The organism is Verrucosispora sp. TAA-831 (genome assembly GCF_050780145.1).
Classification (GTDB): Bacteria; Actinomycetota; Actinomycetes; order Mycobacteriales; family Micromonosporaceae; genus Micromonospora.
Genome location: NZ_CP192240.1, coordinates 4,904,196 through 4,928,998, shown reverse-complemented (window position 1 = coordinate 4,928,998; position 24,803 = coordinate 4,904,196). Strand labels below are relative to the sequence as shown.

At 72.5% G+C, this 24,803-nt stretch carries 20 protein-coding genes; 12 read left to right on the top strand and 8 right to left on the bottom strand.

Going from position 1 to position 24,803, the window contains the following annotated elements:
* Window positions 1–3: 3 nt before the first annotated feature.
* Window positions 4–1,761: a hypothetical protein gene (locus ACQVFL_RS21780; protein WP_431727497.1), complete on the bottom strand. Its 1,758-nt coding sequence runs from the start codon at window positions 1,759–1,761 to the stop codon at window positions 4–6.
* A gap of 300 nt (window positions 1,762–2,061) precedes the next feature.
* On the opposite strand from ACQVFL_RS21780, the gene uvrB reads away from it, so the two are divergent.
* Entirely contained in the window at window positions 2,062–4,170 is a 2,109-nt protein-coding gene (gene uvrB, locus ACQVFL_RS21775; protein ID WP_396692900.1) for an excinuclease ABC subunit UvrB, read from the top strand.
* A gap of 111 nt (window positions 4,171–4,281) precedes the next feature.
* Window positions 4,282–5,217: a helix-turn-helix domain-containing protein gene (locus tag ACQVFL_RS21770; protein ID WP_431727496.1), complete on the top strand. Its 936-nt coding sequence runs from the start codon at window positions 4,282–4,284 to the stop codon at window positions 5,215–5,217.
* Window positions 5,218–5,391: 174 nt separating this feature from the next.
* Here ACQVFL_RS21770 and ACQVFL_RS21765 read toward each other — a convergent pair whose 3' ends face one another.
* On the bottom strand, window positions 5,392–5,685 hold the full coding sequence (locus ACQVFL_RS21765; protein WP_396692896.1) for an antibiotic biosynthesis monooxygenase family protein: 294 nt from the start codon (window positions 5,683–5,685) through the stop codon (window positions 5,392–5,394).
* Window positions 5,686–6,429: 744 nt separating this feature from the next.
* Between ACQVFL_RS21765 and ACQVFL_RS21760 the strand changes: the two genes are divergently transcribed.
* The gene (locus tag ACQVFL_RS21760; protein WP_431727495.1) at window positions 6,430–6,630 is read left to right on the top strand and encodes a tyrosine-protein phosphatase; all 201 of its coding nucleotides are present in this window, start codon (window positions 6,430–6,432) and stop codon (window positions 6,628–6,630) included.
* Here the strand turns inward: ACQVFL_RS21760 and ACQVFL_RS21755 are convergent.
* Window positions 6,584–7,483, bottom strand: coding sequence for a serine hydrolase (locus ACQVFL_RS21755; protein ID WP_431727494.1), 900 nt, complete (start codon window positions 7,481–7,483; stop codon window positions 6,584–6,586). The two genes, ACQVFL_RS21760 and ACQVFL_RS21755, sit on opposite strands and share 47 nt — an antisense overlap.
* An 8-nt stretch (window positions 7,484–7,491) precedes the next feature.
* Entirely contained in the window at window positions 7,492–9,360 is a 1,869-nt protein-coding gene (gene typA / locus ACQVFL_RS21750) for a translational GTPase TypA (protein WP_396692890.1), read from the bottom strand.
* Window positions 9,361–9,486: 126 nt separating this feature from the next.
* Between typA and ACQVFL_RS21745 the strand changes: the two genes are divergently transcribed.
* Both ACQVFL_RS21745 and ACQVFL_RS21740 read left to right on the top strand, forming a co-directional pair.
* Window positions 9,487–10,857: a DedA family protein gene (locus ACQVFL_RS21745; RefSeq protein WP_396692888.1), complete on the top strand. Its 1,371-nt coding sequence runs from the start codon at window positions 9,487–9,489 to the stop codon at window positions 10,855–10,857.
* A gap of 101 nt (window positions 10,858–10,958) precedes the next feature.
* Complete coding sequence (locus ACQVFL_RS21740; RefSeq protein ID WP_431727493.1) at window positions 10,959–11,852, top strand: transglycosylase SLT domain-containing protein; 894 nt, start codon at window positions 10,959–10,961, stop codon at window positions 11,850–11,852.
* Here ACQVFL_RS21740 and ACQVFL_RS21735 read toward each other — a convergent pair.
* Complete coding sequence (locus tag ACQVFL_RS21735; RefSeq protein ID WP_431727492.1) at window positions 11,798–13,927, bottom strand: MMPL family transporter; 2,130 nt, start codon at window positions 13,925–13,927, stop codon at window positions 11,798–11,800. The two genes, ACQVFL_RS21740 and ACQVFL_RS21735, sit on opposite strands and share 55 nt — an antisense overlap.
* A 187-nt stretch (window positions 13,928–14,114) precedes the next feature.
* Between ACQVFL_RS21735 and ACQVFL_RS21730 the strand changes: the two genes are divergently transcribed.
* From ACQVFL_RS21730 to ACQVFL_RS21720, 3 genes are all read left to right on the top strand, one after another.
* Window positions 14,115–14,630: a MarR family winged helix-turn-helix transcriptional regulator gene (locus tag ACQVFL_RS21730; RefSeq protein ID WP_396693500.1), complete on the top strand. Its 516-nt coding sequence runs from the start codon at window positions 14,115–14,117 to the stop codon at window positions 14,628–14,630.
* A 4-nt stretch (window positions 14,631–14,634) separates the two neighbouring features.
* Window positions 14,635–16,311 (top strand): CocE/NonD family hydrolase, encoded by a 1,677-nt coding sequence (locus tag ACQVFL_RS21725; protein ID WP_396692882.1) that lies wholly within the window; start codon window positions 14,635–14,637, stop codon window positions 16,309–16,311.
* Window positions 16,312–16,474: 163 nt separating this feature from the next.
* Window positions 16,475–17,371, top strand: coding sequence for a hypothetical protein (locus ACQVFL_RS21720; RefSeq protein ID WP_431727491.1), 897 nt, complete (start codon window positions 16,475–16,477; stop codon window positions 17,369–17,371).
* A 57-nt stretch (window positions 17,372–17,428) separates the two neighbouring features.
* Here ACQVFL_RS21720 and ACQVFL_RS21715 read toward each other — a convergent pair whose 3' ends face one another.
* Window positions 17,429–17,632, bottom strand: a complete 204-nt coding sequence (locus ACQVFL_RS21715) for a cold-shock protein (RefSeq protein WP_396692878.1) — start codon at window positions 17,630–17,632, stop codon at window positions 17,429–17,431.
* A gap of 238 nt (window positions 17,633–17,870) precedes the next feature.
* On the opposite strand from ACQVFL_RS21715, the gene ACQVFL_RS21710 reads away from it, so the two are divergent.
* Window positions 17,871–18,479 (top strand): DedA family protein, encoded by a 609-nt coding sequence (locus ACQVFL_RS21710; RefSeq protein ID WP_396692876.1) that lies wholly within the window; start codon window positions 17,871–17,873, stop codon window positions 18,477–18,479.
* An 18-nt stretch (window positions 18,480–18,497) separates the two neighbouring features.
* Here ACQVFL_RS21710 and ACQVFL_RS21705 read toward each other — a convergent pair whose 3' ends face one another.
* Window positions 18,498–19,151, bottom strand: a complete 654-nt coding sequence (locus ACQVFL_RS21705; RefSeq protein ID WP_431727490.1) for an MBL fold metallo-hydrolase — start codon at window positions 19,149–19,151, stop codon at window positions 18,498–18,500.
* Window positions 19,152–19,158: 7 nt separating this feature from the next.
* Entirely contained in the window at window positions 19,159–19,875 is a 717-nt protein-coding gene (locus ACQVFL_RS21700; RefSeq protein ID WP_431727489.1) for a maleylpyruvate isomerase family mycothiol-dependent enzyme, read from the bottom strand.
* A 120-nt stretch (window positions 19,876–19,995) separates the two neighbouring features.
* Here ACQVFL_RS21700 and rsgA point away from each other — a divergent pair, with 120 nt between their 5' ends.
* The 3 genes from rsgA to ACQVFL_RS21685 all read left to right on the top strand — a co-directional run bounded on the left by rsgA (window position 19,996) and on the right by ACQVFL_RS21685 (window position 24,790).
* A complete protein-coding gene (rsgA, locus tag ACQVFL_RS21695; RefSeq protein ID WP_431727488.1) occupies window positions 19,996–21,021 on the top strand; it encodes a ribosome small subunit-dependent GTPase A in 1,026 nt (341 codons plus the stop codon).
* A 130-nt stretch (window positions 21,022–21,151) separates the two neighbouring features.
* Window positions 21,152–24,148, top strand: coding sequence for an excinuclease ABC subunit UvrA (uvrA, locus tag ACQVFL_RS21690; RefSeq protein ID WP_431727487.1), 2,997 nt, complete (start codon window positions 21,152–21,154; stop codon window positions 24,146–24,148).
* Between the two features lie 156 nt (window positions 24,149–24,304).
* Window positions 24,305–24,790: a Rieske (2Fe-2S) protein gene (locus tag ACQVFL_RS21685; RefSeq protein ID WP_396692869.1), complete on the top strand. Its 486-nt coding sequence runs from the start codon at window positions 24,305–24,307 to the stop codon at window positions 24,788–24,790.
* Window positions 24,791–24,803: the final 13 nt, after the last annotated feature.

Below are 24,803 nucleotides of genomic sequence, written 5' to 3'. Positions count from 1 at the left end.
GGTTCAGGTCGGCGGGGTCAGCCGGGGCACCCGCCCGGTGGTGAGGTCGAGCTGTGCCCAGGCTCCGGCCGGCGTACGGGCCTCCAGCCGGCGCAGCAGTCCGGTGCGGTCGATCCAGTAGCGGGTCGGTCCCGGGGCGGTGTCGACCTCGACGACGTCCACCGGCACACCGGCGTGGCTGTCGCCGCGGATCCGCCGGGTGCCGCCCTGCGGGCCGGTGCCTCGGGCGGCCCGCAGCGCGGCGGTGACCAGCGGGTCCAGCGCCGAGGTGGGGTGCGGGCCGGTCCGCCAGCCGGTGGCCGGAGGCGGCAGCGGCGGCCGTGCCGCCGGGTCCGTGGCGGACCGGGTCTCGATCCGCGCCACCGTGCGCCGGTCGTGCCGGACCAGCACGCGGCGGTCCGTGGCGTCGAGTGCGGTGACGCCCAGGTACGCGGTGCCCGCCGTCCAGCTCAACCAGCCGGCGCCGCGCAGGTCCAGGCCGATGTCGACCGGGCCGACCAGGGTGGCGGTGGCGCCACCGGCGGCGCGGAGCCGGGCGGGCAGCCGGTGCCAACGGTTCCGTTCGGCGGTGGTGAGGGCACGGGGCAGTCCGGGGCGACCGCCGAGCGCGTCGACGGGGCGCAGCGTGGGCCGGTCGGCCCGGTGCACCTGGAGTTGCACCTCGCCGACGCCGGGCAGGGCGGTCTCGACCCGGTGCAGCCGTCCCGCGACGTCCAGCCAGTACCGGGCGGGGTCGCCGGGGGCGGTGCGGGGCGCGGCGGTGGGCGATCCGGTCGGGGCGGTGTCGCCGGTCGGGGCGGTGGTGCCGGACGCGGCGGGGCGCGGCAGAGCCGTCTCCAGCACGTCGACCTGCTCGCCGCCGACCTGCTCGCGTCGCAGCCAGCGGCCGGACACCCCGTCGGCGGGCTCCGGCCGGTCGCGGGCCAGGTCGAAGACCAGGCCCAGCACCGGGTCGAGGGTCCGGTCGGCGGGCAGTCGCCAGCCGTCGCCCGGGGGCAGCAGCGGTGGCATGGCGGGGGTCGACATCGCCTCCGGGTCGGGGCGGACCACGGTCACCGTGGGGGTGGCCTGGACCAGTCCGCGCAGCGGGCCGGCGCCGGGGCCGCTGACGTCGAGGTAGACCAGTCGGCGGGACCAGTCCACCCAGCCGAGCAGGTCGGTGCGGCCGGTGGTGCCGGTCACCGTCAGGTGCAGCCCGGCCCGGACGTCCCGGTAGTTGACGACCCGCATGGCGGCCAACCGGTCCCGCTCGGCTGCGGTCAGCGCGCGGGCGGGTGGTGCGGCGGGTTCCCAGTTCACCAGCGTCGCGACCAGGGTGACGGCGGAGGCCGCGGCGGTCAGGGCGAGCGCGGCCAGGACGACGCGGCGGCGCCGGGCGGCGGTCTGCCGGGACTGCTCGGCCTCCTGGTGCGCCCCGGCGAGGTCGTCGTCCTCGGCCGGGTTGCCGGCCGCCGGGTCGAGCATGCCGTGCACCAGGGCCGCCCGGCGCACGCCGGGGCGCGGTCGCGGTGCACCGGTGGCCGGGTCGGGCCCGGTCAGGCCGAGGATCTCCGGTGGGGCGGTGCCGGCGCGGTGCCGGCGGGCACCGGCCCGGTGGCGGCGGTCGCCCCGCCCGGTCGGGCCGTCCGTCGGGCGGCCGGGCCGGTTGGTCGCGTCAGGCCGGGTGTGGGCGTCGGTGGTGCGCGCCTGAGGCGGGGTGTGCGCGTCGGCCGGGTCGTCGGGGCCGGTGTCGTCGGAGGCCGGTCGTGAGGTGTCCTTCACGGGAGGTTGAACGGGGCGGACCGGGCTGGGGTGACGAGGTGGCGGCGCTCGCGGCGGCCGGTCTGCGCGTTCGGCGCGACCACGTCGGGCGCGCACGCCGGGCATGCCGGGTGCTGCGGCCTTCGGTGCCGGGGGCGGCGTGGCCTGTGGGGCCCGCCACCGGCCCGGTCGGCCGCCGCGAGCGGCCTACGGAAAAAGCGTAGCCGGGTGAGAAGAACCACACAATGCGAATATCGAAGCCGATCAGGTGCCGCCTGTAGTCGCGGCGCAGTGTCGGTCCCCCGGCGTACGGTTGACCTCATGGCGCTCGACATTCCCCGGCTGGACGGCCGTTTCCAGGTCGTCAGCGAGTTCCAGCCGGCCGGTGACCAGCCGGCGGCGATCGACGACCTGGAGCGACGGGTCCGTCGTGGCGACCGGCACACGGTGCTGCTCGGCGCGACCGGCACCGGCAAGAGCGCCACGACCGCCTGGCTGGTCGAGCGGCTGCAACGGCCCACGCTGGTGCTGGCGCCCAACAAGACGCTCTGCGCCCAGCTCGCCAAGGAGTTCAGCGAGCTGTTGCCGGACAACGCGGTGGAGTACTTCGTCTCGTACTACGACTACTACCAGCCCGAGGCGTACATCCCGCAGACCGACACGTACATCGAGAAGGACTCCTCGATCAACGAGGAGGTCGAGCGGCTGCGGCACTCGGCCACCATGTCGCTGCTCACCCGGCGCGACGTGGTGGTGGTGGCGACCGTCTCGGCGATCTACGGGCTGGGCACCCCCGAGGAATACCTGGACCGCGCGGTGCGGGTCGCCGTCGGCCAGGAGTTCGACCGGGACCAGTTGCTGCGCCGGCTGGTCGACATCCAGTACGCCCGCAACGACATGGCCTTCCAGCGCGGCACGTTCCGGGTCCGCGGTGACACGTTGGAGATCATCCCGGCGTACGAGGAACTCGCCATCCGCATCGAGCTGTTCGGCGACGAGGTGGAGAAGCTCTACTACCTCAACCCGCTCACCGGGGACGTGGTGCGCGAGGTCGACCATCTGCTGATCTTCCCGGCGACGCACTACGCGGCCGGGCCGGAGCGGATGGAGCGGGCGATCCGCGACATCGAGACCGAGTTGGGCGAGCGCCTGGCCGAGCTGGAGCGGCAGGGCAAGCTGCTGGAGGCGCAGCGGCTGCGGATGCGGACCACGTACGACATCGAGATGATGCGGCAGGTGGGCTTCTGCTCCGGCATCGAGAACTACTCGATGCACATCGACGGCCGGTTGCCCGGCAGCCCACCGCACTGTCTGCTCGACTACTTCCCCGACGACTTCCTCACCGTCGTCGACGAGTCGCACGTGACGATCCCGCAGATCGGCGGCATGTTCGAGGGCGACGCCTCGCGTAAGCGGATGCTGATCGACCACGGGTTCCGGCTGCCCAGCGCCGCCGACAACCGCCCGTTGCGGTTCGACGAGTTCCTGGAGCGGGTCGGCCAGATGGTCTTCCTGTCGGCCACCCCCGGGCCGTGGGAGCTGGAGCACGCCCAGGGCGAGTTCGTGGAGCAGGTGATCCGTCCGACCGGCCTGGTGGACCCGGAGGTCGTGGTCAAGCCCACCAAGGGCCAGATCGACGACCTGATGCACGAGATCAAGCTGCGCACCGAGCGCGACGAGCGGGTCCTGGTCACCACGTTGACCAAGAAGATGGCCGAGGACCTGTCGGACTACCTGCTGGAGAACGGCATCCGGGTGCGGTATCTGCACTCCGAGGTCGACACGTTGCGTCGGGTCGAGTTGCTGCGGGAGTTGCGGCGGGGCGACTACGACGTGCTGGTCGGCATCAACCTGCTGCGCGAGGGCCTGGACCTGCCCGAGGTGTCGCTGGTGGCGATCCTGGACGCGGACAAGGAGGGCTTCCTGCGCAGCGGCCGGTCGTTGATCCAGACCATCGGTCGCGCGGCCCGTAACGTCTCCGGTCAGGTCCACATGTACGCCGACAAGATCACGCCGTCGATGGCGGACGCGATCGAGGAGACCGACCGGCGGCGGGCCAAGCAGATCGCGCACAACGAGGCGCACGGGATCAGTCCCGAGCCGTTGCGTAAGAAGATCCACGACATTCTCGACGACATCTATCGCGAGGCGGAGGACACCGAGGCGACCCGGGTCGGCGGTGCGGTGCGCCAGTTGTCGCGGGGCAAGGCGCCGGTCAAGGAAACCCGCAGCCGGAGCCGGGGCGGTGCGGCCACCCCGGCTCGTGAGGGCATGGCGCGGGCCGAGTTGGCGCAGCTCATCCAGGAGCTCAACGACCAGATGCTGGCCGCCGCGCGGGAGTTGCAGTTCGAGTTGGCCGCCCGGATCCGCGACGAGGTCGCCGACCTCAAGAAGGAGTTGCGGGGGATGGACGCCGCCGGGGTGACCTGACGCCCGGGGCGGATGTGGTGGCGCGCGGCGATATCGGTTCGTTGCATAGCGCGAGCGAGGTATTGCCGTGCGTGACTGTCCTGCGTACTCTCCCACGGTGGGGAGGCCGGGATGCCGTTGTCAGCAAGTCCTGTCATCCGCCGGGTACGGCTCGGCGCAGAGCTGCGCCAGCTTCGCCGCGGGGAGTCGCTCACCTTGGAGCAGGTCTGTGGCCAGCTCGGGTGGGCGTCCACATCCAAGTTGTCGCGCATCGAGCTGGGTCAGAGTCGGCCGGATCTGGCCGACGTGCTCGACCTTCTCGACGTCTACCAGGTGCCGGCACCGCAGCGTGAGGCGTTGATCGTCATCGCCCGGGACGCGGCGGCCGGTCGCGGCTGGTCCCGCGCGCTGGGTGAGATGGGGGAGCGACAACGCGCGTACGCGGAGCTGGAGGCGGGTGCGGCCGGCATCGTCGAATACCAACCCTCGGTGCTGCCCGGGCTGGTGCAGACTCCGGCGTACGCCCGGCTGCGGCTGACCGCCGCCGCGCTGATCGCGCCCGAGTTGGACCTGGAGGCCGAGGTGCGGGCGCGGGGGCTGCGGCAGCAGGTGCTGCGCCGGGCCGATCCGCCGCACTACACGGCCCTGCTGGACGAGCGGGTCTGCGCCCCCGGAGGTCTGCCGGAGGACGTCTGGCGGGAGCAGTTGTGGCACCTGGTGGCGCTGACGGAGCTGCCGCACGTCACGATCCGGCTGGTGCCCGGCGACACCCCGCCGCACGAGGGTGTGCATCCGCTGGCGGGCTTCTCCTGGTACGTGTTCCCCGATCCGGCGGATCCCCGCACGGTGATGGTGGAGACGCTCACCACCGACCTGCGGTTGGTCGCCGAGGCCGACATCGCGCGCTACGAACGGATGGTCGACTGGCTCTCCGCGGCGGCGTTGCCGGCCGTCGAGACCGCGTCGGTGCTGGCCCGGCAGGCGGAGGGGCCGGAGATCCCCCGGCCCGCCGACCCGGTCGGGGAGATGTCGACCGTGGAGCGCGACACGGAGCGGCTCGCCGGCTGACCCGCGCCGCCGCCCACGACGCAACGGGGTGCGCCGGGCGCGGACGACCGTGCGGTGACGCGCGGCCGCCGGGCCCGGCGCGCCCCCGAGCCCGTCGGGACCGGCAGCCGCGCATCGCGGTGCACGGTAGACGAGGGGTACGACAATTTCCGCCGGGACGCCGACGGCGCGCCCTCAGGCGGGTACGTCGTCGAAGTGCTCGACGAGCGGTGGACCGGCGAAGTACGGACCGATCAGCCCGCGCCACTGCGCGAAGCGGTCGGTCTGCCGGAAGTTGACCTCGTGCGCCTCGACCGAGTCCCACTCGACCAGCAGCACGAACCGGGTGGGGGACTCGACTCCCCGGGTCATCCGGACCGAGCGGCAGCCCGGGGTGTCACGCAGGACCGGGTGCGCCGTGCGGTACGCGGCGGCGAACTCGTCCTCCTGCCCCGGGATCACGTCGATCAGCGCGACTTCAAGCACCATGTCAGCAGCCTCGCACGGCGGGCGGGTGGCGGTGGGCGCAGGGGTCTGTTCCGCCGCCGGTCGGCGCTCCAGGGTGAGCGCGCGAAGGACCGGGAGGACCTGTGATCGACTGGCTCACCAGCACGGCGTTCAGCGTCGCCGGGGCGGGCATCGAGCCGGTGGACGCGGTCTTCTCCTCCGAGGAGTACGGCACGGAACTGGCCCGGCGCTTCGACGCGGTGGCGGTCTGCGTGGACCCGGACCGGCGCACGGTGCCGGTCTCCGGCACGGCGGTCCGGGCCGATCCGGTGGCGCACTGGCGGTGGCTGAGCCCGCCGGTGCGGGCCTGGTTCGTCGGTGGTGGGCGCCGAGTCGGGTGGTCCCTGGCCGATCCGCTGCCCCGGCCACCCACGACACCTAGCCTCCTAGGAAGCTGTAGGCGGCGTGTGCCGGGCCACCCGATGCACGCACACCGGCGACCCACGCCCCGACCTCGGCGGGTGTGCCGAGCGCCGGGGCGTCGACCGCCCGCACCTCGTCGGGAGATCGCCAGAGGGTGGCGACGGCGACCCGCGCTTCGGCACCGTGTCGCACGCCCACCCCCAGGCCGGTTGCACCCCTGGCTCCGGACGATAGGAAACTTTCCGCCGATCGACAATCCTCAGTCCGCATCTTTACTCCGATCGGCCGGGTCGTCCGGACCGGGCGTGCCGCGGTGATCGTCGGACCGGGCACACTGGTGGGCCGGTGACCGTGCGGGGAAGGGTGAGAACGTGGGCCTGGAACGGGACTGGCGGCTCGTGGGTGCGCCCGACGCGCGGGACCTCGGAGTTCTGGTCGGGGGCGCGCGAGGTGCTGATCGAGGCGATGCGGCGGGTGCACGGGCCGTTCGACGCGTACCTGCGCGCCGGGCTGGGGGTCACCGACGAGACGGTGGCGGCGGTGCGGGCGCACCTGTTGGAGTGAGGTGGTGGCGGTCGCGCCACAGCCGGGCGGAGATGTCGGCGACCAGTCGGCGGGCGTGTGCGTCGGCCGGGCCGCTGGGCTGTGCCTCGGTCAGCGGGGTGGTGGTGCAGACCACCAGCAGGTAGGGCGCGGCATCGGCGGGGAAGACCACCGCGGCGCCGTGGCGTACTCCGCGTACCCAGCCGTTCTTGTGGGCCAGCCGGGTGCTGGCGGGCAGGCCCTCGGCGATGTCCTGGCGGACCTGTTGGGCGCAGAGCACGTCGAGCATCGCGGCGCAGGCGGCGGGTGCGGCGATCGGTCCGGGACGGGTGGCGCCGACGGCGACGGCGCGCAGCAGGGCGGCCAGGTCGTCGGCGGTGACCAGGTTGGTGATGCCCGCGTCACGGGCGGCGAGGTCCTCGATGCCCCGGGTGGTGACGCTGTGCCGGGCGCCGGCCGCCGCCCAGACCTCGGCGACGGCGGGACGGCCGACGTGTTCGAGGACCAGGTTCGTGGCGAGGTTGCTGGACCGGACGATCATGCGTTCGGCGAGCCAGCGCAGCGGTTCCTCCCGCCCGAGCCGGTCCCAGACGTCCTGGTCGTTGTCGTACTCCCGGACGCAGGAGTACGCGGGCGCGTCCGGCAGGGCGGAGGTGAACCGGTTGCGGACCGGCACCGGGGTGTCCAGGTCGAGCCGTCCGGTCTCGGCGGTGCGGTGCAGCGCGGCGAGCACCGCGAGTTTCATGGTGCTCGCCGCGTAGTGGGTGGCCTCGGCGTGTCGGGTCCAGGTGGGCGGGGCGTCGAGGCGCCCCGCGTACACCGAGATCGTGCCGGGTTCCCGGTCCAGCCGCGCGTCGAGGTCGTCGGCGGACATGGCAGGGGTCAGCCGGCGTGCTTGCGGCGGGCGGCGGTGCGCGCCCGCTGGGTCTGGTCGAGCACGACCTTGCGGATGCGTACGGCGACGGGGGTGACCTCGACGCACTCGTCCTCGCGGCAGAACTCGAGGGCCTGCTCCAGCGACAGCTTGCGCGGCGGGATCAGCTTCTCGGTCTCGTCGGCGGTGGAGGAGCGCATGTTGGTGAGCTTCTTCTCCTTGGTGATGTTGACGTCCATGTCGTCGGAGCGGGAGTTCTCCCCGACGATCATGCCCTCGTACACCTCGGTGGTGGGCTCGACGAAGAGCTGGCCGCGCTCCTGGAGGTTGGTCATCGCGAAGGCGGTGACCGCGCCGGCCCGGTCGGCGACCAGCGAGCCGTTGTTGCGGGTGCGCAGCTCACCGAACCACGGCTCGTACGACTCGAAGACGTGGTGCAGGATGCCGGTGCCGCGGGTCTCGGTGAGGAACTCGGTGCGGAAGCCGATCAGGCCGCGCGCCGGGACCAGCCACTCCATCCGGATCCAGCCGGTGCCGTGGTTGACCAGTTGCTCCATCCGGCCCTTGCGGGTGGCCAGGAGCTGGGTGATCGCGCCGAGGTAGTCGTCGGGCGAGTCGATGGTGAGCCGTTCCACCGGCTCGCAGGTGCGGCCGTCGATCTCGCGGGTGACCACCTGCGGCTTGCCGACGGTCAGCTCGAAGGACTCGCGGCGCATCTGCTCGACCAGGATCGCCAGGGCCAGTTCGCCTCGGCCCTGCACCTCCCAGGCGTCCGGGCGCTCGGTGGGCAGTACCCGCAGCGACACGTTGCCGATGAGTTCCTTGTCGAGCCGGTCCTTGACCATGCGGGCGGTGACCTTGGCACCCTTGACCCGGCCGACCAGCGGCGAGGTGTTGGTGCCGATGGTCATCGAGATGGCCGGTTCGTCGACGGTGATCAGCGGCAGGGCCTTCGGGTTCTCCGCGTCGGCGAGGGTCTCGCCGATCATGATCTCCGGGATTCCGGCGACGGCGATGATGTCGCCCGGGCCGGCCGAGTCGGCGGGCTTGCGCTCCAGGCCCTCGGTCATCAGCAGCTCGGAGATGCGGACCCGCTGGGTGCTGCCGTCGGTGCGGCACCAGGCCACGGTCTGGCCCTTGGCGATGGTGCCCTGCCGGACCCGGCACAGCGCGAGGCGGCCGAGGAACGGGGAGGCGTCGAGGTTGGTCACGTGGGCCTGCAGGGGTGCCTGCTCGTCGTACGCGGGCGGCGGGATGGTGTCCAGCAGGGTGCGGAACAGCGGCTCCAGGTTGGGGCTGTCCTGGGGTACGGAGCCGTCGGCGGGCTGGGTCAGCGAGGCGATGCCGTCGCGGGCGCAGGCGTAGACGATCGGGAAGTCGATCTGCTCCTCGTCGGCGTCGAGGTCGAGGAAGAGCTCGTAGGTGTCGTCGACGACCTCCTTGATGCGGGCGTCGGGGCGGTCCACCTTGTTGATCACGAGGATGATCGGCATCCGGGCCTTGAGGGCCTTGCGGAGCACGAAGCGGGTCTGCGGCAGCGGGCCCTCGCTGGCGTCGACCAGCAGCACCACACCGTCGACCATGGTCAGGCCGCGCTCGACCTCACCGCCGAAGTCGGCGTGGCCGGGGGTGTCGATGATGTTGATGGTGACCGGGTCGGAGCCGTCCGCCGGCAGGTAGCGCACGCCGGTGTTCTTGGCGAGGATGGTGATGCCCTTCTCGCGTTCGAGGTCCATCGAGTCCATCACCCGCTCGGTCACCTCGCCCCGGGCGCCATAGGCGCCGGCCTGCCGCAACATGGCATCGACCAGGGTGGTCTTGCCGTGGTCGACGTGAGCGATGATGGCGACGTTGCGAAGGTCGGTGCGCAGCTGCATGAGCTCCATCCTCCCGCCTGGTCGGTAGCCGCGTGGCGTCGGGGTCACCGGAGAGTGGGGCCGCGCGGTGACGGAGAGCACTGTCACACTTGCAGGGCAGTCCTGCCGAGGTGATCCGGGGGCGCCGTGCACGACCTGCTGAACTCGGTGCAGAACCTGCCACCGGGTCTGATCTACGTGGTGGCGGCGCTGGTGGTCGCGGCCGAGACGGCGCTGCTCGTCGGGTTGGTCGCGCCCGGGGAGGCCACGCTGCTGTTGGTGGGCTTCCTCACGTACACCGGGACGTTGCGGCTCGGTCCGGCGTTGGTGGCGATGGTCGTCGCGGCGGCGGCGGGGGACGCGGTGGCGTTCCGGGCCGGGCAGCGCTACGGGCCCCGGTTGCGGGCGAGTCGCTGGGGGGTGCGGGTGGGACCGCAGCGGTGGGCCCGGGCGGACGCGATGCTCGACCGGATGGGCGGCCGGGGGGTGCTGACCGCCCGCTGGGTGGCGTTCGCCCGGACGCTGGTGCCCCGGCTGGCGGGTGCGGCGGGCATGCCGTACCGCCGGTTCGTGCCGTGGAACCTGGCCGGGGTGGCGACCTGGGTGGGTGGGTCCGTGCTGGTCGGGCATCTGGCGGGCGAGTCGTACGAGACGGTGTCCCGGCTGCTCGGGCGGGCCACCGGCGCGGTGCTGGTGCTGATCGCCGCGCTGCTCGCGGTGGTGCTGGTCGGGCGGTGGCTGGGGCGTAATCCGGATCCGGCGCGGGCGTTGTTGACGCGGGCCGCGCGGCTGCCGCCGTTGCGCTGGCTGTCGGCCCGGTACGGGCTGCTGTTCTTCCTGCTCAGTCTGCGGCTCGGTCCGGCGTGGGCGTTGCTGGCGAACCTGGCGGTCGGCGTGGTGCTGCTGTTCGTGGTCGGTCTGGTCATCGCCTGGGCGTTGCGGACGGTGGTCCGGCACAGCGGTCTCTCGCTGGTGGACGGGGCGATCGCGGGGTGGTTCGCGGCGCGGCGGACGCCGGACGCGGTGGAGGCGACGCAGGCGGCGGTGTCGGTGCTTCGGGGGTCGTCGCTGATCGTGGTGGTGGCGGTGGTGGCGCTGGTGCAGGCGTGGCGGCACCGGCCGTGGCAGGCGGACCTGCTCAGTGTGGTCGGCACGGTCGGCGCGTTCGTGCCGTTGGTGGTGCTGGCGGTGGTGGCCGACCTGGCCGCCGGAGGTCGGACGGTGCTGTTTTCCACGCAGAACGTGGTGGTCACCGCCAGCCTGTGCACGCTGGCGTGGTTGCTGTCGCGGGGGGCGCGGTGGCCGTTGGCGGTGGCGGCCTGGACGGTCGCGGCGGTCGGGGTGGTCGCCATCGGCGGGGCGCGGCTCTATCTGGGGATGAGCACGGCCAGCGGGACGGTGGGGGCGGTGTTGCTGGGGGCGGCGTGGCCGGCGGTGTTCATGGTGGCGTGGGCCACTCGGGACCGGGCGGTGACGGCCGGGCCGGGGCGCGATCCGGGTTTCGGCCCGACGGTGTAGCCGCGAGGGGGTTGACCTGGGCGGGGTGGATGTGCGGGCCGCGGATCACGGCCGGTGGCTGTTAGGGTGCGGCGGGCTCGTCACTGCCGAAGGGGGTCGACATGGGACGGAGCGTCACCAGGCTGGGCGTCGCGTTGCTCGCCGCGCTGTTGCTGGCGACCGGGGGTGGTTGCGCCAGAGTGGACGCTCCCGCTGCGGAGGTGCCCGCGCCGGTCGCGTTGCCGACGGAGTCGACTGAGCCGACGGAGGCTGACGGGTCGGAAGGCCCGGACGAGGCGAGTCCGACGCCGAAGGCGGTTCAGTCGATGGGGGCCGCGCCCCGGTCGGCTGCCGCGTCGTCGTCGCCGTCGGTGAGTGTCCGGCCGACGCCGCGACGCAGCGCCCCGGCGCCCCGCCGGGTGCCGAAGCCGCCGACGGAGACCAACGTGCCGCCGAAGCAGCCGAAGCCCGCGCCCAGTGGCTGCCGGCCCACGTACAAGGGCGAGCAGGCCAGCCGGGCGCAGGTCAAGGCGGCGCTGACCGACGCGGCAGGTCGGACGTACTGGCCGACCTCCGCGCCGGACATCCGCGTTCCGTTGGATCTGATCAAGGCGACCGCCTGGCAGGAGAGCGGGTGGCAGTCCAACATCGTCGCCTGCGACGAGGGCATCGGCCTGATGCAGGTGATGCCGGACACCGCGACCTGGATGAACCAGCGGTTCGGGCAGAACTACGACGTGTGGGACTACCGGGACAACGCCTACCTCGGCGGCACCTATCTGGCCTGGCTCACCAAGTACATCGGTGACATGTACTTCGACGCCGACTACCGGCTGGACGCCAGCCTGTGCACCTCGGGCGTACTGGACTCCTGTCTGCTCAACGCGGTCATCGCCGCGTACAACTTCGGTCACGGGGCGGTGGCCCGGCCGGGACAGCCGCTGGCCATCCCGAATCCGGGTTACGTGCGCAACGTACGGGCGCTCATGTCGGAGTGCGTCTGCCTGGGGTTCTGATCGCGGGTGATCCGGCCGGGCCACCAGAACCTCTCGCCGAGCAGGAACGCCAGCGCCGGCACGACGACCGTGCGCACGAGCAGGGTGTCCAGCAGGACGCCGAGGCAGACGATGATGCCGATCTGGGTCAGCGTGATCAGCGGCAGCACGCCGAGCAGCGCGAACACGGCGGCGAGCAGGATGCCGGCGCTGGTGATGACGCCGCCGGTGGCGCGGAGCGCGGAGAGCATGCCCTCCCGGGTGCCCGTGGTGCGGGCGTCCTCCCGGGCCCGGGTGACCAGGAAGATGTTGTAGTCCACGCCGAGCGCGACGAGGAAGACGAAGGCCAGTAGCGGCACCGTGGTGTCCAGCGCCGGGAAGCCCAGGACGTGGTCGAAGAGCAGCCACGCGCCGCCGAGGCTGGCGAAGTACGACGCGACCACGGTGACCACCAGCAGCACCGGGGCGACGATGCCGCGGAGCAGCAGGACGAGCACCGCACCGACCAGCAGCAGGATCAGCGGCAGGATCATCCGCAGGTCCCGGTCGTCGGCGGCGGCGGAGTCGTAGTCTCCGGCGAGGCTGCCGCCGACCACGGCGCCGGAGAGGTCGTCGACGCCGGACGGGGCCGGGGGTGCCGAGTCGGGTACCGCGGCGACGGCGTCGCGCAGCGCGACCAGGGTGCGGTTCGAGGCGGCGGTGCCGGGTTCGGCGTCGAGGACGACGTCGATCTGGGCGACGGCGTCTCCGGCCGGGCCGGGGCGGGCGGAGGCGACCCCGTCGACGGCGGTGGCGGCCTCGGTGACGGCCGCAACGGCGTCGGGGTTGGTCATCACCGCGACGGGTTGGGTGGTGCCGGCGGGGAAGGCCCGGCCGAGGGTCTGTGCGCCGGCCACCGCCTCCGGCTCGACCCGGAACTGCGCGGTCTCGGACAGGCCGGTGCGCAGGCCCAGCCCGCCGAGGGCGAGGGCGGCCAGCAGCAGGGTGGCCAGCGCCGCGACGGGCACCGGGCGGCGGATCACGGCGGTGCCGAGGCGGCCCCAGATCCGGCCTTCGCGGCCGACGCTGCCGACCTCGGGCACCAGCGGCCAGAACAGGCGGCGTCCGCCGAGCACCAGGGCGGCGGGCAGTACCAGCAGCGCCGAGGCCATCGCGAGCAGGATGCCGGTGGCGCAGGCCACGGCGAGGGCCCGGTTGAGTTCCCGCTCGCTGAGCAGCAGCGTGAGTACGCCGAGCATGACGGTGCCGCCGCTGGCCAGGATCGGTTCGGCGGTGCGGCGCAGGGCCTTGCGCATCGCGACGAAGCGGTCCTCCTCGCGGCGGAGTTCCTCGCGGTAGCGGGCGATGAGCAGCAGGGCGTAGTTGGTGGCGGCGCCGAAGACGAGGACGCTGGCGATGCCGGTGACGGCGCCACCGGCGAAGTTGATGCCGACCGCCGGGATGAGGGTGTCCAGGGCGCGCAGGGTGAGCTGCTCGGTGGCCGCCACGATGGTCAACGGGACCAGCCAGAGCAGTGGGCTGCGGTAGGTGACCAGCAGCAGGACCGCGACGACGGCGGCGGTGAAGGCGAGCAGGGTGAGGTCGGCGCCCTCGAAGACCTTGGTGAGATCGGCGGTGAAGGCGGGGCCGCCGGTGACCTCGACGGTCAGCTCCGCGGGCAGTGCGGTGAGCGTCTCGCGCAGCTCGGCCACCTGGTCGGTGACCGCCTGCTGGCCGTCGGCGGTGGACATTGGCACCACGACCAGGGCGACGGTGCCGTCGGGGGAGACCTGGGGCGGGACGACCTGGCCGCCGACGGCGAACTCGGTGAGACCGGCGGATCCGGTGGTGATGGCGGCCTGGTCGGCGTCGGTCAGCGGGGCACCGTCGTCGCGGCTGACCACCACCACGGCGGCGGAGACGTCGCTTTGCGGTATTTCGTCCTGGAGTAGCTCGACCTGGGTCGACTCCCAGCTATCCGAGAGCCCGGTGGCGGAGACCGGCGCCGGGTTCTCGGGGGTGGGCAGGGCGAAGACGATCGCCCCGAAGGCGAGCGTCAGCAGGACGGTGAGCCAGGCTGCGCGGCGGCTGCGCGCGACACGGGTTGACACGGACATCCGGGAAGCCCCTCGAACAGGTCTCTCGACAGACAGATATCTAGACAGTCGAGAGTTTTGCCCATCAAGATAGAAGTGGCAACCACGGGCGGGGTGAGAATCTCGACAACGATGGTGGACGTCCGGCTGGGTATGCTCCGACGCGGGCGTACGGGAGGGGAAGCGGCGCGACGTGGCGGCTCAGGGGATGTACCGGCGGCGGGATACCCGCCGGGACCTGCTGATCGCCGAGATCACCGCCGAGCTGCGCCGCTACGGCGTGGACGCCCAGCACGTCGGGCACGCCTTCGCCGGGCAGCACGGGCTCAACGTCACCGACCTGCAGGCGCTGATCGCGGTGATGGACGCCGAGTTGGCCGACGCGCCGATCACTCCCGGACGGCTCGGCGAACACCTCGGCATCTCCTCCGGGTCGGTCACCGCCCTGATCGACCGGCTGGAACGGGGTGGGCACATCCGGCGGGACCGGGATCCCACCGACCGGCGCAAGATCCTGCTCCGCTACGCCGACCGCGGTGCCGCGCTGGCGATGGACTTCTTCCGGCCGTTGGGCGAGCGCACCGACCGGGTGATGAGCGGCTTCCGCGACGACGAGCTGGAAGTGGTGTACCGCTTCATCTCCGCGATGGGCGTCTCGCTGCGCGAACACCGGGACACCGTCCGCGGCGCCCGACCCGAGCCGCCCCGTCGCCGGACGGACTGACCCGATGTGGGAGCGACTGACGTCGGCGCTCGCCGGGGCCGCGCTGCGGTTGCCGCCGGCGCGTACCCGTCGGGTCACCGTCACCCGGGACGTCCCGGTCCGGACCCGCGACGGGGTGATCCTGCGGACCGACCACTACCGCCCCGACCTGGCCGACGCGCCGACCGTGCTGATCCGGACCCCGTACGGGCGGGGTGGGCCGATGCGGCTGCTCTGCCGGCTCGCCGCCGAGCGTGGATTCCACGTGGTCATCCAGTCCTGCCGGGGCACCTTCGGCTCCGGCGGCTCCTTCGACCCGTTCGTGTTCGAGCGCGACGACGGGCTGGACACCCTCGACTGGCTGCGCCGGCAGCCCTGGTGGCGGGGCGCGTTCGGGATGTTCGGCGCCAGCTACCAGGGTTTCGTGCAGTGGGCGCTGGCCGCCGACGCGGGTCCGGAACTGCGGGCGATGGTCGCGGTGGCCACCGCCTCGTCCACCCGCGACTCCACGTACGCGGGCGAGTCCTTCGCGCTGGACACGGTGCTGACCTGGGTGGAGCTGCTCCAGGCGCAGACCGTGCCGTGGCTGGCCCGGCAGTGGGAGCTGAAACGGGGTCAACCCCGGCTGGCCGCCGCCCTGGCACACCTGCCCCTGGTCGAGGCGGACCGGATCGCCACCGGGGTCACCGTGCCGTTCTTCCAGGAGTGGCTGGAGCACCACACCCCGCAGGCCGACTACTGGCGTACCCGGATCTTCGACGACCGGCTCGACCAGGTGCGGACCCCGGTGGCGATGGTCAGCGGGTGGCACGACATCTTCCTGCCCGCCCAGTTGCGCGACTACGCGGCGCTGCGCGCCACCGGCGTCCGTCCGAGGTTGGTGGTGGGGCCGTGGACCCACGGCAGTCCCGGCCTGTTCGTGGCCGCGTTGCGCGAGGGGCTCGGCTGGCTCGACGAGCACCTGAACGCCCCCGCCGCCGCCCCGCCCGACCCCGCGGCTGACGCACCGGTGCGGGTGCACGTGGGCGGCGTCGGCGGCGGGTGGCGTGACCTGCCCGACTGGCCGCCGCCGGCCCGATCCGTCCGGTGGCACCTGCACCCCGGCTTCGCGCTGCGCGCCGCGGCGCCGGTGCCGTCCCCGCCGGACGGCTTCTGGTACGACCCGGCCGACCCGACCCCCTCGCTGGGTGGCCCGCTGCTGGTGGCCCAGCGCGCCGGGCCGTTCGACAACCGTCCGGTCGAGGCGCGGCCGGACGTGCTGACCTGGACCACCGATCCGCTGGAGCAGGCGGTCGAGGTGATCGGCCCGGTGCGGGCGGAGATCCACCTGCGCAGCGACCTGGACCATCTGGACGTCTTCGTGCGACTGTGCGACGTGGACCGGCGGGGCCGTTCCTGGAACGTGTGCGACGGGTTGGTCCGCGTCGACCCGCACCGGTTCCCCTGCGACGCCTCGGGCGTGGTGACGGTGCCGGTGGAGATGTGGCCGACCGCCCACCGTTTCGCCCCCGGGCACCGGTTGCGGTTGCAGGTCTCCGGCGGGGCCCATCCCCGGTACGCGCGCAACCCGGGCACCGGCGAGCCACTCGGTGATGCTGTCACTCTCCGTGGTGGACGTCGGGAGATCATCCACGACCCGGAACATCCGTCCGCAGTGGTCCTGTCGATCCTCCACTCTGCCTCACAGCCTATTCCAAGCTGAATAAACCGCCTCTGAGCTGGGCATTCGTCCAGAAGTGGGGTTATGGTGGGAACACGCCCGGCGCTGTGCAACCAATGGCCGGGAGCGCTTGTACAGCCTGCCTACCGCGCACGCGGTGTCACTGCCGTGCCCGGCCCCCGACGAATCAGCAGAGGGGGGAACCATGACGCGGGCACCGGCGAACCTGATGGCCGTCCGCAGCTTGCTGCTCAAGCACCTCAACCGCGATCCCAACCGGGCACGCGACGAGGACCTGGAACCCAACGAGGTCGGCATCGTCGGCGACGCCAACCATCGCGGCGGATACCACACCGGGTCCGACCGGGTGGTCGCCAACGACTACTCGGTGGTCGAGTCGCCCCGGGACCGCAACGGTCTGACCCTGGACGCGGCCGCGCTGGACGTGGGCATGTTCCGGGTCGCCAGCGGCGGTCGTACCCACGACCTGTCCACGTTCTCGACCTGGTGTGTGGCCCAGTGCGTCGCCAACACGGCGGACACCCGGGACATCCGCGAGATCATCTATTCACCGGACGGCAAGGTGGTGCGGCGGTGGGACCGGCTGGGGCGGCGCAGCACCGGCGACAGTTCCCACCTGTGGCACACCCACTTCAGCTTCTTCCGGGACTCGATCAAGGCGGGACGTGACCAGACGCCGCTGTTCCGCCGCTACCTGACCACCATCGGACTCATCACGTTGGAGCAGGAGGAGACGGACATGACCCCCGAGGAGCACAACTGGCTCAAGACCGTGCACCGCAACCTCACCGTCCTGGACGGACGCAACCCGATCGGGCAGACGTACACCCGTACCACCACGGGTGAGGACCACACCGACCCGAAGTTCCAGGTCGGGCACCCGACGTTGCGGAGCCTGGGCGCGCAGTTGACCGCGTTGCAGACCGCGGTGGAGACGCTGGCCAACCGCGACTTCACCGACGAGCAGGCGATCATCACCGGTGTGCTGGCCGGGCTGACGCCCGAGGAGATCGCGGCGGCCATCCCGCCGACCGTGGCCGAGCAGGTCGTGCGGGAACTCGGGCGGCGGCTGGCCGCCTGAGGCGAGATCGGTGGACGTGTGGTGGGGGCCGGCCGGCCGCCGCCACCCCGGCACGGGTCACATCGGTCGGACGTTGTCCGCCTGCGGCCCCTTCTGCCCCTGGGTCACGTCGAACTCGACCTTCTGGCCCTCGGTCAGCTCCCGGTAGCCACTGGTCGCGATCGCCGAGTAGTGGACGAAGACGTCCGGGCCACCACCATCCTGTTCGATGAAGCCGAAGCCCTTTTCCGAGTTGAACCACTTCACGGTGCCGGTTGCCATGCGTTCTCTCTCCCTGTTCCAGGCGGGCGACCGCCGGCTCCACGCCGGTGGCCGCCCGATACCTTCCCGACAGTAACCGGTGAATAGCGGATTTGCGGGGCGAAGCGCCTCAGGGAGTCGGCGGCGGGGCGAGCCGGGCGGTGGAGAGACGGATCAGGGATGACCCGGAGCACACCGTACGCAGTGTGGGGCGGAATCCTGATGTTCACACCGACGGTCAGGCAATAGCGTACGAGGCATGGCGAACCAGCTGGCCCAGGTCGGAGAACTCCCCGTGGCCCTGTTGATGGCGGTGCTCGGGGTGGTCATGGTCTTCGACGCGGTCCCGCTGTTCGGCGTCCTGGTCCCCGGCGACGTGGCGATCCTCGCCGCCGTGGCGGTCGGCACCCCGGCCACCGGGCTGGCCACCTTCGTCGCCGTGGTCACCGGATGTCTCGCCGGCTGGTCGCTGACCTTCCTCGTCGGCCGACGGTGGGGCGAGGACCTGCGCCACAGTCGCTTCGGCGGCTGGGTCGGCGAGACCCGCTGGGCCACCGCCGAGGTCATCCTGCGCCGCAACGGCGGCCGGCTGGTGCTGGTCGCCCCGTTCCTGCCGGTGTTCAACGCGCTGCTGCCGCTCGCCGCCGGCGGGCTGAACATGTCGTACCCGCGTTTCCTCGGCTTCGCCTCGCTCGGCGCGGGCGCGTGGGCCGGGCTCTACCTGCTGGTGGGCACCGCGTCGCGGTCGCTGATCGGGCTGCTGCCCGGCGGGGCGAGCCCGATGCTGGTCACCATGGTCGGCGGCCTGCTGCTGGCCGCCCTGGTGCTGCTCGGCGTGCGTCGTCGGCTGGGCGGGGTCACCCACTGACACGGCGACCCCACAACCTCACCAGCCTCGGGCGCGCCACTCGGCCAGTTGCGGGCGTTCCGCGCCGAGCGTCGAGTCCCGGCCGTGACCCGGATAGAACCAGGTCTCGTCCGGCAGCCGGTCGAACAGCTTGTGCTCCACGTCGTCGATGAGCGCTGCGAAGCGCTCCGGGTCCTGGTCGGTGTTCCCCACCCCACCTGGGAAGAGGCTGTCCCCCGTGAAGAGGTGCGGGGTGCCCGCCGGGTCGCGGTAGAGCAGCGCCACCGAACCCGGGGTGTGCCCCTTGACGTGGATCACCTCCAGGCCGCAGTCGCCCACCGGCACCGTGTCCCCGTCGGTCAGGGTCTGCGCCGCGATCGGCAACCCCTCCGCGTCGTCGGCGTGCACCAGCGCGCGGGCCCCGGTCTTGGCGACGACCTCCTCCAGCCCCACCCAGTGGTCCATGTGCTGGTGGGTGGTGACCACGGCGCGCAGCCCGTCGTCCCCGATCAGCTCCAGCAGCCGGGGCGCCTCGTTGGCGGCGTCGATCAGCACCTGGTCACCGGTGTGCCGACAGCGCAGCAGGTACGCGTTGTTGTCCATCGGTCCGACCGACAGCTTGGTGATGGTCAGGGCGTCGAGCTCGCGTACGGCCGGCGGGCCGCCGGGGGTGACATCTCCGCGGTAGGTCATCGTCTTCCTAGATCCATTCCGGTGGGCGGGGCAGGTCACCGTCGGGAGCGACGGTCAGGGCGGTGCCGGTGCTGCGGCCGGTCAGCCAGGCGGCGAGTTCCGCCGCCGGACCGGTGACGACGGGCGCCCCCGCGCGCTCGCCCACCACCAGTTCGTGACCGGCGCCGTCGAAGCGCAGCACCATCGGCGGTGCGTCGTCGCGGCCGGCGAAGCCGGTGGCCACCTCGTGCAGCAGCCGGTGGCCGAAGGTCGGCGACCAGTCCGCCGGCCGGTAGGCGGCGGCCAGGTCGACGTGGTGGATCTCCACCTCGCGGAGCCGTCCCCAGACCAGCAGGGCGGCCGGCCAGGGACCCCGTCGGGTCTCGACGGTGGCCGCCCAGGCCGGCGCCGGCATCGCCGCGACCGCCTCGGCGAACCGGTCCGCGCTGCGGCGCAGGTCGTCCAGGTGCTCCTCGGGCGGGCGGGTCGCGCCGGCCTCGATGTCGGCGTCGCGGGCCTGCGCGCTGGCGTACTGCGGGATCGACTCGCCGGTGCGCGCCGAGGTGAGCAGGTTGGCGAATCCGTCGGCGTTGCGACACACGTGGGCGAGCACGTGACCCCGGGTCCAGCCGGGCAGCAGCGACGGCGCGGCCAGGTCGTCGGCGTCGAAGGTGGCCGCCGTGCGCAGCAGTCGAGCGGTGGCGTCGGTCACGTCGCCGGTGAGTAAAAGGGGGTCTGTCGTCACGTTCCGACCCTAGCCGCCGCGCCGGTCCGCGTCGCCGGGGAATTCACTTCCGGCGGGGCACCCGTGGGCCTACCGTCGTCAGTGGTTCGCGGCGTCGGGTGGAGGAGGTGGCGGTCGAGCATGAGCATCACTTTGACCGCCCTGGGCTGGGACGCCGAGCGGGCGGCGCATCTGCGACGTGTCCGTACCGATCATCGTCCGGGCCGGGTGGCCCGGGTCGACCGTGGGGTCTGCACCGTGCTGACCGAGGCGGGGCCGGTGCGCGCCACCTCCGGTGGGGCGGTGCTGGTCGCCGCCGCCGGTGACCCCACCCGACTGCCCGGCGTGGGTGACTGGGTGCTGCTCGGGCACTGGCCCGACGCCCGGATCACCGTGGAGGCGGTGCTGCCCCGGCGGACCGCGTTGGTGCGGCGCACCGCCGGCAAGGACGCCGCCGGTCACCTGTTGGCCGCCAACCTGGACGTGGCCGCCGTGGTGGAGGCGGTGCACCCGGCGCCCGACGCCGCCCGCGTGGAGCGGCTGCTGGCGCTGGCCCACGAGTCCGGCGCCCGGCCCCTGGTGGTGCTGACCAAGACCGACCTGGCGGCCGACCCGGCCGCGGTGGCGCGGCAACTCGCGGCGCTCGCGCCCGGCGTGCCGGTGCTGCCGGTCAGCGCCGAGCACGGGGTGGGGCTGGAGCCGTTGCGCGCCGAGGTCGGCGCCGGACGCACCCTGGGCCTGCTGGGACCCTCCGGTGCGGGCAAGTCGAGCCTGGTCAACGCGCTGGCCGGGGCGACGGTGATGCCGACCCAGGCGATCCGGCGGGTGGACGGCAAGGGCCGGCACACCACCACCTGGCGGGCGCTGGTGCTGCTGCCCGGCGGTGGGGCGGTGGTGGACACCCCCGGCGTCCGGGCGGTCGGTCTGCTCGACGGCGCGGCCGGGCTCGACCGGGCCTTCGGCGACATCGCCGCGCTGGCCGCCGAGTGCCGGTACGGCGACTGCGGGCACGAGGTCGAGCCGGGGTGTGCGGTGCAGGACGCGCTGCGGGCGGGTGAGCTGACCGCCCGGCGCTGGGAGAGCTGGCGGCGGTTGCACCGCGAGATCGCTCACGAGACCCGACGCCGCGCGGCTCACCGGCCTCGCCGTCGGGGCAGATTGTCGTAGGGCGGGTCTACAGTTGCCGGGGCGCTTTCTCCGCGCCGGCACAACCGCTGGAACCAGCCCGAAAAGGCCGGTTCTCCTCCGAAAGCGGACAGATCTTCCTTCGTCATTCTCACCCGGGAGTACACGGACCGTGGCCGACCGTTTGATCATTCGTGGCGCACGCGAGCACAACTTGCGTGACGTCAGCCTCGACCTGCCCCGGGACGCCCTGATCGTGTTCACCGGGCTGTCCGGTTCGGGCAAGTCGAGCCTGGCCTTCGACACGATCTTCGCCGAGGGGCAGCGCCGCTACGTCGAGTCGCTGTCGTCGTACGCGCGGCAGTTCCTCGGCCAGATGGACAAGCCGGACGTCGACTTCATCGAGGGCCTGAGCCCGGCGGTCTCGATCGACCAGAAGTCGACCTCCCGTAACCCGCGCTCGACCGTCGGCACCATCACCGAGGTCTACGACTACCTGCGGCTGCTGTTCGCCCGGGTCGGTGTGCCGCACTGCCCGGTCTGCGGCGAGCGGATCTCCAAGCAGAGCCCGCAGCAGATCGTCGACCGGGTGCTCGCGATGGCCGAGGGCACCCGCTTCATGGTGCTCGCCCCGGTGGTGCGCGGCCGTAAGGGCGAGTACGTCGACCTCTTCGCCGAGCTGCAGTCCAAGGGGTACGCCCGGGCCCGGGTCGACGGGGTGGTGCACCAGCTCACCGACCCGCCGAAGCTCAAGAAGCAGGAGAAGCACACCATCGAGGTGGTGATCGACCGGCTCAGCGTCAAGGCCGGCGCCAAGCAGCGGCTGACCGACTCGGTCGAGGCGGCGCTCGGCCTGTCCGGCGGTCTGGTGCTGCTGGACTTCGTCGACCTGGCCGAGGACGACCCGGGCCGGGAGCGCCGCTACTCCGAGCACCTGGCCTGCCCGAACGACCACCCGCTGGCGATCGAGGACCTGGAGCCCCGGGTCTTCTCCTTCAACGCGCCGTACGGCGCCTGCCCGGAGTGCACCGGCCTGGGCACCAAGAAGGAGGTCGACCCGGAGTTGGTCGTCCCGGACCCGGAGCGCAGCCTGCGCGAGGGCGCGATCCAGCCCTGGGCCACCGGGCACAACCTGGAGTACTTCCTGCGACTGCTGGAGGCGCTCGGCGAGGCCGAGCACTTCGACGTCGACACCCCGTGGCGGGCGCTGCCGTCGCGGGCGCAGAAGACCATCCTGCACGGCTCCGACGATCAGGTGCACGTGCGCTACCGCAACAAGTACGGCCGGGAGCGCTCGTACTACACCGGCTTCGAGGGCGTGGTGCAGTGGATCGAGCGCCGGCACTCCGACACCGAGTCGGAGTGGTCCCGGGAGAAGTACGAGGGGTACATGCGCGACGTGCCCTGTGCCGCCTGCGGCGGTGCCCGGCTCAAGCCCGAGGTGCTCGCCGTCACGCTGGCCGGGCGCAGCATCGCCGAGGTGTGCAACCTGTCCGTCGGAGAGTGCGCCGACCTGCTGGCCGGCATCGAGCTGACCGACCGGCAGAAGCTGATTGCCGAGCGGGTGCTCAAGGAGATCAACGCCCGGCTGCGGTTCCTGCTCGACGTCGGTCTGGACTACCTCTCGCTGGACCGGCCCGCCGGCACGCTCTCCGGTGGTGAGGCGCAGCGCATCCGGCTCGCCACCCAGATCGGTTCCGGCCTGGTCGGCGTGCTCTACGTGCTGGACGAACCGTCGATCGGGCTGCACCAGCGCGACAACCACCGGCTGATCGAGACCCTGGTCCGGCTGCGTGGCCTGGGCAACACGCTGATCGTGGTCGAGCACGACGAGGACACCATCCGCACCGCCGACTGGATCGTGGACATCGGTCCGGGGGCGGGGGAGCACGGCGGGCAGATCGTGCACAGCGGCTCGGTGCCGGAGCTGCTGACCAACCCGGAGTCGATGACCGGGGCCTATCTGTCCGGTCGCCGGGAGATCCCGATCCCGGCGGGACGCCGTGGGCAGACGCCGGGCCGGGAGCTGGTGGTGCACGGCGCCCGCGAGCACAACCTGCGCAACCTGACGGTGAGCTTCCCGCTGGGCCAGCTCATCGCCGTCACCGGGGTCAGCGGGTCGGGCAAGTCGACCCTGGTCAACGACATCCTCTACGCGGTGCTGGCCAACCAGATCAACGGTGCCCGGCTGGTGCCCGGCCGGCACACCCGGGTCGGTGGGCTGGAGCACGTGGACAAGGTCGTCGGCGTCGACCAGTCACCGATCGGCCGTACGCCGCGCTCGAACCCGGCGACCTACACCGGGGTCTGGGACCACGTGCGCAAGCTGTTCGCCGAGACCACCGAGGCCAAGGTCCGGGGGTACGGGCCGGGTCGGTTCTCGTTCAACGTCAAGGGCGGACGCTGCGAGGCGTGCTCCGGCGACGGCACCATCAAGATCGAGATGAACTTCCTGCCCGACGTGTACGTGCCGTGCGAGGTCTGCAAGGGCGCCCGGTACAACCGGGAGACCCTGGAGGTGCACTACAAGGGCAAGACCGTCTCGGACGTGCTGGAGATGCCGATCGAGGAGGCGGCCGAGTTCTTCTCCGCCATCCCGGCCATCCACCGGCACCTCAAGACGCTCGTCGACGTGGGGCTGGGCTACGTCCGGCTGGGCCAGCCGGCGCCGACCCTCTCCGGCGGTGAGGCGCAGCGGGTCAAGCTCGCCTCCGAGCTGCAGAAGCGGTCCACCGGACGCACGGTGTACGTGCTCGACGAGCCGACCACCGGCCTGCACTTCGAGGACATCCGCAAGCTGCTGCTGGTGCTGGAGGGTCTGGTCGACAAGGGCAACACGGTGATCACCATCGAGCACAACCTCGACGTGATCAAGAGCGCCGACTGGCTGATCGACATGGGCCCGGAGGGCGGTCACCGGGGCGGCACGGTGCTCGCCACCGGCACCCCGGAGGAGGTCGCCGAGGTCACCGAGAGCCACACCGGGCAGTTCCTGCGTGGTGTGCTCAAGCTGGACGGCACGGCCAAGGGCGCGAAGGCGGCCACCGCCCGGGCCGCCAAGGCCAACGGCGCCAAGGCCGGCGGTGCCAGGACTAATGCTGCCAAAGCCGGTGGTGCCAAGGGCGACGGTGCCAAGACGCGCGGTCGCAAGGCGGCCACCGCCCGCTGACCCGCAGGCCCGACCGTCGCCCGTGCGGCGGTCGGGTCCACCCGTCGGGGTACGCCGGAGTGGCCGATCGGGTGAACCACCGGGCAGAGTGGTGCGTGTCGTGAGACGTAGCCACGGATCATGCACGGTGGTAGCCGAACAGAGAAACGAGGCAGCATGAGTGACGAACAGGTGCTGGCCGGTGCGGACACGCGTACCCGACGGAGTCTGCTGACCGGCGTGGGCGCGGTCGGCGCGGCGGTGGTGCTGGCCGGGTGCGGCGGCGGTGACGACTCCGGTGACGGCGCGGCCCCGACCAGCGGTGGCCCGGAGGTCACCAACACCGGAGACCCCGGTGGCGGGGACCGTGCGGGAGCCCAGTCCCTGGCCAGGACCGCCGACATCCCGGTCGGCGGGGGCGCTGTCTTCGCCGCCCAGGGCGTGGTGATCACCCAGCCCGCCGCCGGGGAGTTCAAGGGGTTCGACCCGATCTGCACGCACCAGGGCTGCCCGGTGTCGAACGTCGACGGCGGGACGATCAACTGCACCTGTCACGGCAGCAAGTTCTCCATCGAGGACGGCTCGGTCAAGGCCGGGCCGGCGACCACCGGCCTGCCGGCCAAGGAGGTCAAGGTCGACGGGGACCAGATCTCGCTGGCCTGACCGGGGCACGCGG